The organism is Proteiniclasticum ruminis, from assembly GCF_900115135.1.
GTDB classification, from domain to species: Bacteria; Bacillota; Clostridia; order Clostridiales; family Clostridiaceae; genus Proteiniclasticum; species Proteiniclasticum ruminis_A.
Map to the genome: position 1 here is coordinate 1 of NZ_FOVK01000015.1, position 14,581 is coordinate 14,581.

The following is a 14,581-nucleotide window of genomic DNA, read 5'->3' on the forward strand; positions in this document are numbered from 1 at the left end:
CTATGGATCATTCCCAAGTACGCGAGTACTTGAGGTGTCACCTAAATTACGCAGGAACCGACCGAGATATCTTTACGGATGAGGCGATTGAGATAATTTACCGGTTCTCAGGAGGCTCTTCCAGACTCGTAAACAAGGTATGTACCAGTTCTCTCATCTATGGATACCAGAATGGGAAAAGAATTATCGATGACCATATGGTAAAGATCGTAATCAATGGAGAATTAAGCTAAAACAAATGGCAAGCCTATCAAGCTTGCCATTTCTACCAGCAATTTATGGACAGTAAACACCGTCAGTTTCTGGACATTATAAAAAGTCATTAACACCCAGATAGGGCACACATCGACAAGTGGACTGAATCTTAATATAGAAATAGAATCATTTGATGACAATGAGGAGGTTGTATATGAGTAAGCTAGAGATTAAAGAACACAAAAAATTAGTACTAAAGAACGTACTAGTTAAAACTCTTGATAACATACCAATAGAGAAGATTGATCAAGAGATCACTAAGTTCATGAATGAACTTAAGATGTTGAAAGTTCAAACTTTTGGGCCATTAGTGGCGCGAACATCTGGAAGTGTTTTTCATGATGACGGAACTGTTACGATAGATTATCAGATCATGATGCAAGCTCATGATTACATGCAATACAAGAATGTATATGCCGTGAAGGAGCGAGTGGAATATTCGCACTCAGTGTATCTTCGGTATGAAGGAAAGCCAGAAGATATTCATTTTGCGTATTCAAAACTAGACCTATACTTCTATGAAGAGGAACTCATCTCAGATGGTAGTATGTTGAACGTTTTCTTGGAAGAAAAAGAAGACAAGGTAACAATTGATTTCTTTAAGCCGGTGGTTCAGTTATGAAGTTGTTCAAAAAAGAAGATCTAAGAGATTCCAGAATTTTTTTTGATAAAGTACCACCACGGTTTATGCTTTATCTTATTATTTTTATGATAGTGTTACTTATTACTTTGAGTTATATTGCAAACTATGTGAAAAGGCCTTATGTTGTCAGAGCACAAGGACAGGTAGCTATAGAAGGTACTGGATATATCGCCTCAAAAGGACATGGCGTAGTAAGGGAAATACTAAAAGAATCTGGAGACATAGTGGAAGAGGGAGAAGTAATCCTCTCAATTTCATCAGGAAACGAAGGAATCCAAGCTTCGGTTATTCAAAATCAGATAGAAGATCTTCAGCTTACACTAAAATTGCTGGACAAATATGAAGCCTCTTTACAAAAGAGAGAGAATCAACTTAGTAATGAAGGTAGGGAATTAGAATACTATGCAAAAGTTGAGTACTACTTGGATATTGTTAACAATGAAGAACGAGAAGAAAAAGTAACAGAAGAAGATTTACAGGGAAAAGTACAGGAGTTGGAAACTGAAAAAAATAAGATAGAGATTTTGAGAGCTGAAGTGGAAGAGATTGAAAATGAGATTAATTCGATTAATGACTCTATTAAAAATAATGGAATTGATAAAAAAAATATTGAAGAAAAAAGAGTGAGTAAGAAAGACGAAATTGAAGCCCTACAAAACCAGGAATATGAAGAAGATGCATTGAAAGAAGAATCGGTAAAAACAGAAATGATGAAAGAAGCCGCATCCATATTGGAAGATCTGGAGAGAAATATTATAGAAATTGAGGAAGAAATGGTAGATCTACAAGATCGCAAGGCAAGAAAAGAGGGAGAAAAGCTAGAAAAAGAGAATGAGATAGACATAGCGAAGTCTGCTATTGAAGGTATAGAAGAAGAGATCAGACAAACAAAGAGACAATTGGAATCCCCCTATTCCCAAGCAGAACAGACACTTTTTCAGCTACTAAGTGAGTTAGGACAGACAAGAAATCAATCCATATCGAGACTTACAGAGTTGGAATCAAACTATGTTGCTGCGTTAGACCAAGATGCTATTCATTATGTTTTAGCGAATAATACTGGGAAACTACATTACTTTACTCCTACCTCCATTGGCATGCCGGTACAACAAGGTCAAATTATCGGAGAAATCTCAAACAAAGATGAACGTATGTACATTGATGCATATGTTAATGCGCAGGACAGAAGCAGAATAGAAGAAGGGAAACCTGTAAAGGTAGCAATTTCAGGAATCAATACATACCGATTTGGCACACTTTCTGGAATAGTAAAATTTATTGAGCCAGGAACAGTACAGAATGAATCTCAGGAAGGCGTTAGTGTTCTATACCGTATTAAAGTAGAGCTTGAAAAAAGTGAATTGGAAAGTAAGAATGGAGAAGTCTTAGAACTACTCCGATCTATGCCAGTAGAGGCAAGAGTCGTCTACAATGAGGAATCTTATTTACAATGGATTCTTGGAATGCTTAATTTTAGAAACTAGATATTCTAGTAAAGTGTTTTAATCAGATGAAGAAGGGGAGGAGAAGTATTCGATCAAAAACACTGCTTCAATATAATAATTATGAGAAGGAGGTTAAATCATGGAAATGGTATTACCAAGAAATTATGTTGAAATCGAACAAGAAGAAATGATGTATTTGGATGGGGGATTATATGTAAGTCATAGCACCGTACAGTCTATTGCTTCCGTAGTCGGGATGACTGCGCATCAATCAATACCAGCTGCAACTATCGCGCTTAAGTTGGGTGCTACATTTATTGCAGCTAAATTAGCTGCAATACCAGGCGGGAACATAATCGCACTGGTAGGAGCTGCATATATTGTATCAACTGCAGGTTCTATTGCCCCAGCCTTTGTGAGTGCTCTTATGCGAAGAAGGGGTCTAGATATCACCGTTGGATGGTGGTATGGATTACCGCAACTATCCTTTTCTGCTAGGTAATTAGTTATTCCGAAATAGACCAGAAGCAGATTCTGGTCTATTGAATTTTACATATATTGGATTAAATTATATAAGAAAAGAAAACCTTATTAAAGAATAACATAGCGTATTTTAAGGAGCATCATAATGAAAAAACTCTATTCATATGAACTTGAAAATAATCAAACTTATTTTGTTGCTTTCTATTATCTACTAGTCTATATTCTAAGAGAATTACAGTTTTATCAAAGCGCTTCGATCTTGCTGACAATGGGGGTGTTTATATCCGTTTTATTATTGCTAATATATTCTTTGACGTTGAATAATTATAAGGTAATACCTACCAAGCCGTTGGGATTATTAATATATTGGTTTAGATTTTCAATTAAAATCGCATTTTATTTTTTATTAATGCTATTCATTCCTCAGACTGATTCATATCGAAAATTCATAATAATCATTTTATTTATTTTTATAACATTAGAATTTGCATTTCTTGGAATATATAATAAATATAAACATAAATTGTTTTACAGTTTCACTGATGATTTAATTGATGAGTATTATAAGCTTTCAATAGGAAGTAAAACTTATAAAAAAATATTAGGCAAAAACTTTAAGATCTTTAAATTTACGATTTTGCTCCTTTATCCGATTTCTGTATGGATTGCAACCGGAGGGGATTTTCTTTGGCTACTAGGTATAATTTCCATTGAATTATTACTGCTTATTATAATAAAGAAAAATTAGGTATCAATGGAGGATAGGTCATGAGAATCACCCTGGTACAGGGTGATTCAGACTGTCTTTATCAAGGGAATACTCCATTCAGTATATTAGAAGCAAGTTAATTAAAAGGTTATCATGATTCTTCGTCGAAAATATAAAAACTATAATAAAGGTGGTATGTATGGGGAAAATTCTTTTTGATATAATTATCGCTTTAATAGCTCCAATTATATTATTTATAAGCATGAAAAGAGATATGAAAAAAGGGAAAAAACTTGTTGATTTAACTATAGTAATTGCTGCTTTTTATTTCGGATTATTAGGTTATGAAATTGCGACTGAAAATCGCACTACTAATGAGATGTTAACATATCTAACCATCCTAGGTGTAATATATTTTATTACCTGGTGGATAGTTCAAGCAATACTAGTTGGCAAGAATAAAAATTATGCTAACCTCGAAAAGAATATTAAGTAGAGTAACTTGCAAATATGTTTGTATTAGCACGTTGAGACGGTAGTATTGATGTCAAGGGTCGATATATGAGAAGGAGGTTAAATCATGGAAATGGTTTTACCAAGAAACTATGTAGAAATTGAAGAAGAAGAAATGATGTATTTGGATGGAGGATGGAGTGTTCAGCAAGTAGGCAAAAATCTCACTGGACTTGCAGCAGTGGCTGGAATGGCAGGCGTAGCGAATTTTATCCGTGGAGTTATAAAGGATAACCCTGGTATCGGGTTTTGGGCATTAGTAGCAAAAACTGGTACAAGTGCTAAAGTTGCGTTTGTATTACTTCCAACTTGGGCTAAAATAGGAACGCTAGGTGTAGGTGCAACAGTAATATTTGCGTTGGGAACATGGGATATTTTTTAATATGAGAAAGATGTTGACAATTATTGCATTAATTTCTCTTTGTGTTTTATTTATTTATAGATTAGGAATATCAAAACTGAGTTTTTTTGAGTATATACTTTTCTTCATAATTGCTCTTGAGTTTTTTGCTTCAATATCAAAAAGATAAAAATTTAGCTATTTAGCAGATAACATTTGATACGAAAGAAATTAAATATTGTATAGTTCTTCCCAAAATAGCAACATTAACTGGTAATCCAAAAGAAGGGGAGGAGAAGTGATTCGATCAAAAACACTGTTTCAAAATAATAATTATGAGAAGGAGGTTAAATCATGGAAATGGTTTTACCAAGAAACTATGTAGAAATTGAAGAAGAAGAAATGATGTATTTGGATGGAGGATGGACTACTGTTAGAGGATGGTTAGCTGCAAATGAGCTCAATAACATTTTGCTGAGTATAGGTGGGTGGTATAAATCTGCTGCCGCTTTACTAGTTAAAACTGCAACATACTCTGTAGCAGGAGCTACAGTTATAGGTGCTGCTGCAGCAATTCTTTCTGCACTTGGAGCGAGTGGATCGCTTCTTGGAGCAGCACTTAATTTAGGAGCCCTTACTTTAGGTATATATTTATTAGCAAAAGACTACGGATTCCAACACCGATCTTGGTCAATTTTCGGCTTTGGTGTTCATAATGTGAAACCAATATGAGAAATAAAAAGACACTAGTATTCATAACTTTAGCGATTGGAACGATTTTATTGATGCAGGTTAGACTATATCCTGAAAAACCTGCATTTGACTTTGGGAAAAATGTTGTTTTAATGATTGCATTTTTTGCTTTTCTGAACAGTGCATTTAAACCTGAAAATAAATATTCAATTACTAATCTACTCAAAACAAAACCAATTCTTCTGATAGGTATTTTAGCTACTTTAACTTTAATCGGTGTAGTACTTCAGGTGATGTTGTTTTGGTAATTGATATTAGCAGGGCTGCTAGTTCAACCAAGGATTAAAGAAAGCGGTCAATAATCGGATGGGTGTAACCGCTTTTTGAAGTGGACCATAATGGAGGGAGCGAAGGCCTGCTTATACTCGCACTTTAAAAAGCTGTAGAAATACTGGCGCTATATGCTATCCACTAATGGGAGCTACACATCAAGGTAGTACATTTACATATAATTGGAATATTTTTAACGATCCTATTGGTGTGAATACATCAGTACAATATAAATAAAATATATTTAAGTATATAAATAAAAATGCTAAGTCATGTTGTTGTATATAATGACACGACTTAACATTTGTTAATTTCAAAAATATTATTTTAAAGAAAAGGTGTTATATGTTTAATGTTAACTTGCACTCGAATATAATATATGAGCTGTCTCTTTATTCATTGTTGATAATCAGTTATTTTGATGGGAGTGAAATATTGCTATTTATTCTGTTAATCTCGATGATCGTATCTATGATTATATCTGGATTTCCAAACTCATACTTAAGAATGGGGTACAATATCTCAAGCTCTAGAATTGCTTTGGATGGTATCTTTAAAATGCTCCAACTTATTCTTGTGGTTGAAATTGCTCATATTTGGGGTCCAGATAAATTCTGGATTCTGCTTTTGATTTTACTATCAATCAGTATTGCGAATCTAGTTAATAGACTTGAGGTACACAAGCAAATAATATTAGAAAATATAACGATAGAAAGTATCAATCAAATCGCTAAAACACGACAGCATGTCGGTGATGTAATGCTCATAAAGAATGCTTGGCAATTGTTAATTCTATTTTTTCTATTAGGTTTAATGAATCCAAACAATCTTAATAATATCGCTTTGCTGCTTATAATGTTTTTAGGAGAAATGATTACACTTAGGAACTTATATAACAGGTTAATTCTCTCTAGTACTAATAATGATGTAAAAAAAAGAATTTCGAATCGCATTATTAAAGTTCTTAATATTATTTGGTTTTTTAGTATTCGTAATAGTTATTAATCCTTCTAGTAATATTGCATATCTTCTAACAGGTCTGATGGTATCAGTTTTTGTTGATTTAGTTCATAGGAACACCAAATTTTAGAGGAGTGAAAGATTATATATAATGTTGAACTGTTTCACAAAAAAAATATCTTGGTTATTTGCTTTTTACTTGTAATGGGGCCGATTTACGTTATGTTACTTAACATAGCTAATAACAGGTCAGGATTAACTTTAACAAATATCGGGCTATGCTTATTGTTGACAATATTTATTCTTTATTTCATAAAAATATTTAGTACGATCATAGAGTATATATTAGTAAGAATATTCACAAACATTAAAATAAAATATAATATTTTCTATCCTTTTACTATAGATGAACGAATAAACTTCAAGCCTATCGTTCTATTAATGAATCCTGAAACTGTTCGGGATATCATGCCCTTAAATCTGATTTTTCATATTCAGAATGAAGTAATGGACAATGCAAAATTAAAAACTAGCTTGAAAAAAATATTACTAATTAATACCATATCTGATGCAATATCATATATATTGATATTCATATTCATAGACATATTATTTATGCATGATTTATCATTAGCTTTTTCAATTAGTTATATAGCGGTAGAAATTCAGAAAATTTTGAGTGATGGAGTTACATGGAAGGGATTGAAATATATTTATAAAGAAAATAGTTTTATAAAATATCTTTATAGCTTTCCTAACATTGAGGAACTGGATGCGAAAGATTATGCTAACTATTTGGCTTTATATCAGGGGGAGCTTGATCTCGAAACATTAAATATTATTGAAAATTATTTATTACAAAGTATTCATGAAAGAAGCTGCTGGTTAAACAGTGATAAGTTGGATGAGTTATTGATGAAACGGTATGAAAATAATGAGTTTGTGATGTTAAAGATTGTCACTATCGTTAATGTAATAAAACTAATTGGATTGCTATCTTTGAAGTGTGAAAATAGCTACTATTTAGAGATCTTCAATAAACATATAAATATGATCATTGAAGATCACATCAGGGCTGGTGAAAGTTATGATTTTTTATATCCTTATATAGATTATATAAATGGAAAAAACAGTAAAATTTCTATTTATCATAATTTTGACTCAAATCGAAAAACAATCTTTAGTTATCGAACTAAACTGGAGAAGAGTATTTTTATCAAAGGCTAATAGAATTAAAGAAAATCGCTATGAAGTAAAGTGCTTTTTGAAACGTTAATTTGATATTAAATATTTTGAGTTTCGAAGTGTAAAATATTTTGATTAGTTGCAGCTTGTGTAACGATAGCAACTCAAGGTGTAGGAACCACAGCGATACAATTCTTGATTGGGAACAGGGGTTTTCAGAAGTATGACCAAGATATTAACGATTGCGTCGTTTGTTTCTCTTTGCATTTTATTTATTTATCGATTAGGAATATCAGAATTGAGTTTTCTTGAGTATGTACTTTTCTTTATAGTTGGCCTTGAGTTAATTGTAAACAGTAAGCATAAGTATTATGACAAGAGCTTTCATCAAAATAATTGAATAATCAGTTTAATTGAGCATGAAGAAAAAGAATTTTCAACTCAGTTAAAAGCTATTTGCTAAGCAAATATACCTTAGGCCATAGTAACTGTTGGAGACGGTCTTCTAAAAACAAGGGATGTATTCAAGTCTAATACCAACGTATACACACATAAGAAAATCAGCTAACTCTCTTATGATATGTTTCCAAAGAGGAAAACCAATCTTTGATATGTTCCCGCGCACGACTATTTATAAAAATGAATTCTATGTAGGTGATTTCGATAGCTATCCTGACCTCTCAGTGCATGTTGAGACGGTAGTATTGATGTCAAGGATAGAGAAGTAAGAGTGTAAAAGTGCCTGATATAAAGGGGTTTCCGTGATTTTGAACTCATATTCAAGCTGGGTTCGGGGTTACAGAAATATAGTTGTAAGAACATATCCAAAACCCCTTTAATGTTGGGTTGAGTGGACATTATTACTATTTGCCTACTGAGTTGATGGTATTAATGTTAAAAAGATAGTTAGTTTATAAAATTACTATCATAATGGGGTGAGTTGACGAGATCACGCTGGCTAGGAGAGAATCTGATATTATATAATTATTATAAATATAATATGGATTTAATATGATAAAGATAATTAGAGATAGGCTTGCGACCGATAAATCAGAATTTGTAGAGGTGTAACAATAGTGGCGAAACACGAATTTGGTATTATGCAAAAGGAACCATTGGTTAACGAACGTTACGATACTTATGAACCACAAGAATACAATTGTATTGCGGTTGATGATGATTTCATTGAACCAATCATCATCGATTTGCAAGGAGTAGATTGCTATTGGCATTCCCTGAAAACAGCAGAAAAAGGTCTTGCTTATTGTGGTATTACCCTTATACCTCCCAGATCTATGGAAGAATTTACAAGTATTTTATTGTATCAAAATAAAAGGGAACTTTCTTCTTTGATTGAATTGGCTAATCAGGCAAAAGATAAAGGAAAATATGTAATTCATTATGGAATGTAAATTTCTAATTTAACGAGGTCAATGAGATGATAAATAATAATCTATTTAAGCGCTTCCAAGCCTTTCAATTTGCTAAGGCTTCTATAGGATTAGGTTGGAATGAAAGTGATATGGCATATTTTTGTACCCCAGTTGACGCAGAAGTTATCGGCTGGTTAGGTGTTGATGGGATACTTTTTTGCTTTATTCCATCTATTAGTTTTGACATGGTATTTGCTGTTAGCCCTATGCCATGTGGTGAACATTATGTTGAGCCAATTGCGCGTAACTTTCAGGAGTTTTTATCACTCGTGCTTTTCTGTAAAGATACTAGTCCGTTAGAGCAGATTTGCTGGATGGGCGAAGAACAGTTTTTAGAGTTGCTGAAATTAGAGGAAGGGAATAGATATTCAGCACAAGAAGCTGCACTGAATATCTTGCGTACGGAATTTGGAATCGAAGTCAAGCCAAATGCGTATCAATATGTGAAAAGCTTACAAGCTAATTTTGACTATTCAACGATTCCGTTTTCTGAAGACTATTATGATGCATTAGGAATAGAGAGATAAATAGGAATTTACTTTCTGAGTCATCTGAATAAGAGGTAGAGATGACATTCTATTCCCGTTATGGTTAATGAAACTCTATTATAAACTAGAGTGTTTTATTATGACTCATAGCTATGTAGCAACAGAATGATGGGGGGATATATTTGAAAAAAGGAATAATTGTTTTTTCATTAATCATCATCACTATTTTTACCGGATGTAGTGGCTGGAAAAGATCAGGATACGATCGTGTGGAAATGAATTCAGTAGGCGAGGTAGAAATCACTGATGTTCGCCAAAACAATAATGTTATTAATTATACGCTTGTTAACGGCACAGATCAGAGCATCTGGTTTGGATCGAAGTTTGAGTTTGAAAGAGATCGATTAGGGAAATGGTATAAAGTGGAAACTGTTGTAGATGCAGAAGTTACGCCAGAGCTATATCATCTCCCGCCCAATAGTCAAGAGGAGTACCAAATTCATCTTGAATACTGGAAGAATGTAAAACCCGGGAAATATCGGATCGTAAAAGAGTTCAATCTTTCAAAGTATAATGAAATTAGAAAGGAAGAAGAACCTGGAAATGAATATTTCTTCGTTTCTCAAGTTTTTGAAATAGTGGAGTGAGGATCGTCATGCAGATGACAAGATATCAAGAATGTACACTGGTATCGATGATCTGAAAGACTATATCCGAAGCGTTGGAAGTGAATGATAGAATGAAGTCGTTATTGTATAGATGGGAGAGATGCAAACTCTCTCTTTTCTTAGTGATGCAACTGACAGTTGCGTAGGTTCAAAGTCAACTTGGTAGATTATATCTATTTTAGACTCCATACTGGAAACATAAATACCGGAGGTGGTCATCATAACATTCGGAGAAAAACTACAAATTCTACGCAAACAAAATGGTCTATCACAGGAACAGTTAGCAACAAAACTAACCATATCAAGGCAGTCTGTATCAAAATGGGAGCTAGACAGCTCCTTGCCTGACACAGAAAATATCATTCTGCTCAGCAAACTGTTCCATGTTTCCATAGATTATTTGTTAATAGACGATATTGAGGTTCATGAGAATGATACCGCAACGTTTGAAGAGAAGCCCCAAAATAGTGAAGGTTTCTTGGGTATTTCTAACAACTACTTGGGAATCTCCCTTTCCTTAATGGGTCTGTTTTGTGTACTCATCATAGGAATACTGAGTTCCATATTTCCAGTAAAAATCTATACGGCAATCGCAGGAGATGAGAATTCAACCAGGATAACGACAGGGATATCTGCATTTATTGAGCATAATAATCTAGAGTGGCTGATTGTGCTATGTGTTTCGTTTGCTTTGTTGGGAATAGCAATCATAGTCTATCCTTATATGAAAGAGAAGATAATTATGAGATATCCTTCTTTTGAACATTATTTGAAGAAATCGAGCAGGAAGCTGTTTTAGCGGTACCTGGTACCGGTTAAATACTCTTGGAAATCAGATGCTTTTGTTGACCTCCTCCTCTTTCATACTGTATAATGGAATGCGATTGTGTAAATGCAGGAGAAACGCTGAAGAAAAGAACCCTAACAGAGAGTTTGTCATGTAGGGTTTATAATCTAGATTTAATTCATCATCGAAACATTTTACTGTTTAAAGTGTTTCGATGATGAACTGCGTTTAGGCCTAGTTTCAATTGCCATTATTAAAGAAATGTCACTGTTTAAAATCATAGGAAGGAGACCACAAAAAGATAGCAACAAAACAAAAGTGAAGCGGATCCTAGTACTCTTAGGATCTCATGGGGAAGAGAAAAAGAAACAAAAAAACAGTATACAGGAAGAATGTTGGAGGAAGTAATGAAAAGTTTTAAAGAAATCATGGAATACATTGAACATGCCGGAGTGAGCAAAACAGAAAGAAATATTAAGGCGCTGGTCATTCAAGGGATTCTAGCAGGAATGTTCATCGCGATTGGTGCAATCGCTTATTTCAGACTGGTAGCTTATACGGAAGATCCAGGTGTGGGAAAGTTCTTGGGAGCGCTGATTTTCCCAACAGGTATTATTGCAATACTGCTTTTGGGAAGCGAACTCTTTACCAGTGACTGTATGGCGATTCTCAGTGTGTATAAAAAATCTGTAAAAATGGGCAGATTTATGAAGATGCTCACTACAGTACTCGCAGCAAATCTTGTTGGTGCAGTGATCATCGCACTGCTCAGCACAGGAGCGGGAATCTTCAGTGAACATATGATTGAAGTAATCTCCAATAGTGCCATAGCAAAAACAACAATGCCCGTTGGACAAATGTTCATCAGTGCAGTTTTGTGTAATATTATTGTCTGCAGTGGGGTGATGATGGCTTACAGTGCGAAGACAGTAGCAGGGAAAATCCTCGCGGTGTGGTTCCCGATTGCTGTTTTTGTTCTCAGCGGCACAGAACATATTGTTGCCAACATGTTCTATCTGGTCATGGCATTTGTCAATGGAGCTAATATTACTGTATCTGGCATTCTAATTAGTTTTGTGGTGGTTGCGATTGGGAATTTCGTTGGTGGCGCAGTGATAATTGCTGGAGCAAATTACTACATTGACAAAGAACTGGCTGCATAGACCTGTCTCTAAAAGCCAGCGATTACGTTGATTTTTCATAAAAAGTGTATATACTAAGAATCACTTACAGATGAAAGGAATGAGGATTGTGGCAGATATCAAGTATGAGATCAAAGAAACCTTAGGCATACTTTCAGAAAACAACAGGGGCTGGTCAAAGGAAGTGAACCTCATCAGCTGGAATGACAGAGAGCCAAAGTATGACATCAGAGACTGGTCACCTGAACATGAGAAAATGGGAAAAGGTGTAACATTGAGCGTAGAAGAGATGAAGAAACTTCGTGATCTCTTGAATGATTTAGACCTTTAACATTGTAATAAAGCTGCTGAAAAAGCAAGGCACTCTAATCTAAAATTAGAATGCCTTGCTTTTTAAATTTAGGATCTTATGGAAAATCAAGTCGTCCACGAATTCACCGGTGGCACGATCTTTATGATGCATGAGCACGGTTCCAGCGTGTGTAAAATCCATCTTCTGGATGGCTTTGATGGAAGAGATGTTATTGCTGTAGACATAGATTCTCGCGATGGTGATGCCTTCATGCTTCATCTCATTCAAAGCATAGTCTGTGAGTTTTGAAACAAGGCCCCTTCCTCTAGCGCTTCGGGCTGTAGCTGCGGACAGGAAGACCGCATGCTTTTTTTCTTCCGTCATCTCACGCTTTCCTTTTATGAGGCAGAGCACAGTATGAGGATCTTCTTCTGAAACGGCCACATAAGTGAGCTCTGAGGGATTGTTCACATAGGATGTAACCTCTTCTATACTGGATATTTCGGCAAAGGACATGTCAATCTTCTCTTCTCTGATGTCCTGGAACATGCGCCACACACTCTCCACGTCTTCCATGCTCATTCGTCTGAAAATAATACTCATAAGGACACCTCTTTCTTTCTCTTTTCAATTATAAGATAATAGAATACAACTAGTAAACATTCATTTGTCATACAATGGCAAAGAAAAAAAGTGTTAAACTCAAGCCGCTATAGAGTTATGAAGTCTTACGGCATGATTTGTGAGGAGGTAGAGCCTTATGAAGGGCGGGAAGAATTCTATCTGGCTGATGAAATTGAGATATGAATACAAAGGAGAGTAATATGAGAAGAACGGATCGGGAAGTACGGGAGTTTGAAGACATTCTTAAAATAATAGAGAAAGCTAAGATTCTGCGTCTTGGACTATTTGATGGTGCGTATCCTTATATTGTTCCGCTTCATTTCGGGTATACGTATGATTCTGAAACAAAAGATCTGATCTTCTATATGCACTCTGCAAAAGAAGGACATAAGTTGGATCTGATAAGAGACAATCCCAATGTATGCATCGAACTGGATGTAGATGTGGAAATAGTCTCCGGCGGGGATGTTCCTTGCAGATATGGAGCCACCTTTTCCTCTGTCATAGCCAGAGGAAGTGCAGATATTGTGGAGAACCCAGAAGAAAAAGTGAAAGGACTAGAGCATCTGATGCTCCACCAGACAGGCAGATCCTTTGAGATGAGTGAGGAGATGGCACTTTCTGTGGAAGTAGTAAGAGTGAAAGTTCTCGAGATCACAGCAAAAGAAAGAAAAAAACCCAAAGATTTCTAACATAAAGACAGAAGGAACCGCTGATACTTTTTCAGTGGTTTCTTGTAATTTCTGCTCTTCCCATTTTTTCCCTCATACTCCTACTGTAAGTATGAAAAAAATACTGGATATGTAGATTCTTTGGCGAAATTGCGTATACTAGAAGTGAAAAGCACAAAGTTGAACAGGTGGTGATAAAAATGAAGATAGTTCTCATCCATGGCCAAAATCATAAAGGAAGTTCGTATCATATTGGAAGAATGATTGAGAATAAACTGCCAGGAGAGAAAGAAGTGACAGAGTTTTTTCTGCCGCGAGATCTCAATCATTTCTGTGTTGGATGCTACCGGTGCATTGAAGATGAAAGCCAGTGTCCTTTCTATGGGGAGAAAAAGAAGATGATGGATAAAGTGGAGGAAGCGGATCTTCTTATTTTCACAACACCAACCTATTGTATGAGAGCCTCTGCACCCATGAAGAGTTTTCTGGATCTGACGTTCAGCTACTGGATGGTCCATAAACCCAGAAAAGTCATGTTCCAAAAAAATGCTGTGGTGGTGACAACCGCTGCTGGCAGCGGAATGAGACATGCTTTGAAAGATATCTCTAATGCGCTGTTCTTCTGGGGGATACCCAAAATCAAAACCTATGGCGTCGGTGTGCAAGCGATGAACTGGGCAGGAGTTTCTGATCAGAAGAAGTCACAGATCGAAAAAAGAACGGACCGGATTGCAAGAAGTCTTCAGCGTAACCATCACCCCAAAGCAGGGATGAAGACAAAGGTTTTTTTCCTTATGATGAGAAAGATGCAGCAAGGGAATAGAGGTGCAAGTATCTCCGAGAAAAACTATTGGGAAAAAGAAGGTTGGCTGGGAAAGGTTCGACCTTGGCAGAGCTGACAGTGAAGCAAGTTTCCTAGG

19 protein-coding genes and 1 pseudogene are annotated in these 14,581 nt (G+C 35.3%); 19 read left to right on the top strand and 1 reads right to left on the bottom strand.

Features of this window, described 5'->3' with window-relative positions; translation table 11 throughout:
• From BM243_RS15340 to BM243_RS13305, 17 genes and pseudogenes are all read left to right on the top strand, one after another.
• A pseudogene (locus BM243_RS15340) lies at positions 1 to 233 on the top strand (AAA family ATPase); the annotation flags it as partial.
• A 176-nt stretch (positions 234 to 409) separates the two neighbouring features.
• Complete coding sequence (locus BM243_RS13230) at positions 410 to 877, top strand: AraC family transcriptional regulator (RefSeq protein WP_074912823.1); 468 nt, start codon at positions 410 to 412, stop codon at positions 875 to 877.
• Positions 874 to 2,382 (top strand): beta-barrel domain-containing protein, encoded by a 1,509-nt coding sequence (locus tag BM243_RS13235; protein WP_074912824.1) that lies wholly within the window; start codon positions 874 to 876, stop codon positions 2,380 to 2,382. Before BM243_RS13230 ends, BM243_RS13235 begins: the two co-directional genes overlap by 4 nt.
• 100 nt (positions 2,383 to 2,482) lie before the next feature.
• Entirely contained in the window at positions 2,483 to 2,845 is a 363-nt protein-coding gene (locus BM243_RS15510; RefSeq protein WP_074912825.1) for a hypothetical protein, read from the top strand.
• A 126-nt stretch (positions 2,846 to 2,971) separates the two neighbouring features.
• Complete coding sequence (locus BM243_RS13245; protein ID WP_074912826.1) at positions 2,972 to 3,574, top strand: hypothetical protein; 603 nt, start codon at positions 2,972 to 2,974, stop codon at positions 3,572 to 3,574.
• A 160-nt stretch (positions 3,575 to 3,734) separates the two neighbouring features.
• Positions 3,735 to 4,031 carry a hypothetical protein gene (locus BM243_RS13250; protein WP_074912827.1) on the top strand — a complete coding sequence of 99 codons (297 nt, stop codon included), beginning with the start codon at positions 3,735 to 3,737 and terminating at the stop codon, positions 4,029 to 4,031.
• A gap of 84 nt (positions 4,032 to 4,115) precedes the next feature.
• Positions 4,116 to 4,430, top strand: coding sequence for a hypothetical protein (locus BM243_RS13255; RefSeq protein ID WP_074912828.1), 315 nt, complete (start codon positions 4,116 to 4,118; stop codon positions 4,428 to 4,430).
• A gap of 312 nt (positions 4,431 to 4,742) precedes the next feature.
• The gene (locus BM243_RS13260) at positions 4,743 to 5,120 is read left to right on the top strand and encodes a hypothetical protein (protein ID WP_074912829.1); all 378 of its coding nucleotides are present in this window, start codon (positions 4,743 to 4,745) and stop codon (positions 5,118 to 5,120) included.
• Positions 5,117 to 5,389, top strand: coding sequence for a hypothetical protein (locus BM243_RS13265; RefSeq protein WP_074912830.1), 273 nt, complete (start codon positions 5,117 to 5,119; stop codon positions 5,387 to 5,389). The genes BM243_RS13260 and BM243_RS13265 overlap by 4 nt, the downstream gene beginning before the upstream one ends.
• A gap of 493 nt (positions 5,390 to 5,882) precedes the next feature.
• The gene (locus BM243_RS13270; RefSeq protein WP_143093598.1) at positions 5,883 to 6,416 is read left to right on the top strand and encodes a hypothetical protein; all 534 of its coding nucleotides are present in this window, start codon (positions 5,883 to 5,885) and stop codon (positions 6,414 to 6,416) included.
• A gap of 462 nt (positions 6,417 to 6,878) precedes the next feature.
• Positions 6,879 to 7,598 (top strand): hypothetical protein, encoded by a 720-nt coding sequence (locus BM243_RS13275; RefSeq protein WP_143093599.1) that lies wholly within the window; start codon positions 6,879 to 6,881, stop codon positions 7,596 to 7,598.
• 1,034 nt (positions 7,599 to 8,632) lie between these two features.
• The gene (locus BM243_RS13280) at positions 8,633 to 8,968 is read left to right on the top strand and encodes a hypothetical protein (protein WP_074912833.1); all 336 of its coding nucleotides are present in this window, start codon (positions 8,633 to 8,635) and stop codon (positions 8,966 to 8,968) included.
• Positions 8,969 to 8,994: 26 nt separating this feature from the next.
• Positions 8,995 to 9,516 carry a hypothetical protein gene (locus BM243_RS13285; RefSeq protein ID WP_074912834.1) on the top strand — a complete coding sequence of 174 codons (522 nt, stop codon included), beginning with the start codon at positions 8,995 to 8,997 and terminating at the stop codon, positions 9,514 to 9,516.
• 143 nt (positions 9,517 to 9,659) lie between these two features.
• A complete protein-coding gene (locus BM243_RS13290) occupies positions 9,660 to 10,124 on the top strand; it encodes an immunoglobulin-like domain-containing protein (protein ID WP_074912835.1) in 465 nt (154 codons plus the stop codon).
• Between the two features lie 232 nt (positions 10,125 to 10,356).
• Complete coding sequence (locus BM243_RS13295) at positions 10,357 to 10,944, top strand: helix-turn-helix domain-containing protein (protein WP_074912836.1); 588 nt, start codon at positions 10,357 to 10,359, stop codon at positions 10,942 to 10,944.
• A gap of 395 nt (positions 10,945 to 11,339) precedes the next feature.
• The gene (locus BM243_RS13300; RefSeq protein ID WP_177213530.1) at positions 11,340 to 12,095 is read left to right on the top strand and encodes a formate/nitrite transporter family protein; all 756 of its coding nucleotides are present in this window, start codon (positions 11,340 to 11,342) and stop codon (positions 12,093 to 12,095) included.
• Between the two features lie 88 nt (positions 12,096 to 12,183).
• Positions 12,184 to 12,405 carry a YdbC family protein gene (locus tag BM243_RS13305; RefSeq protein ID WP_074912888.1) on the top strand — a complete coding sequence of 74 codons (222 nt, stop codon included), beginning with the start codon at positions 12,184 to 12,186 and terminating at the stop codon, positions 12,403 to 12,405.
• A 45-nt stretch (positions 12,406 to 12,450) separates the two neighbouring features.
• On the opposite strand, the gene BM243_RS13310 is transcribed toward BM243_RS13305, so the two are convergent.
• On the bottom strand, positions 12,451 to 12,969 hold the full coding sequence (locus BM243_RS13310) for a GNAT family N-acetyltransferase (RefSeq protein WP_074912838.1): 519 nt from the start codon (positions 12,967 to 12,969) through the stop codon (positions 12,451 to 12,453).
• A 221-nt stretch (positions 12,970 to 13,190) separates the two neighbouring features.
• Here BM243_RS13310 and BM243_RS13315 point away from each other — a divergent pair, with 221 nt between their 5' ends.
• On the top strand, positions 13,191 to 13,682 hold the full coding sequence (locus tag BM243_RS13315) for a pyridoxamine 5'-phosphate oxidase family protein (RefSeq protein WP_083422812.1): 492 nt from the start codon (positions 13,191 to 13,193) through the stop codon (positions 13,680 to 13,682).
• Positions 13,683 to 13,861: 179 nt separating this feature from the next.
• Positions 13,862 to 14,560 (top strand): flavodoxin family protein, encoded by a 699-nt coding sequence (locus BM243_RS13320; RefSeq protein ID WP_074912840.1) that lies wholly within the window; start codon positions 13,862 to 13,864, stop codon positions 14,558 to 14,560.
• Positions 14,561 to 14,581 lie beyond the last annotated feature (21 nt).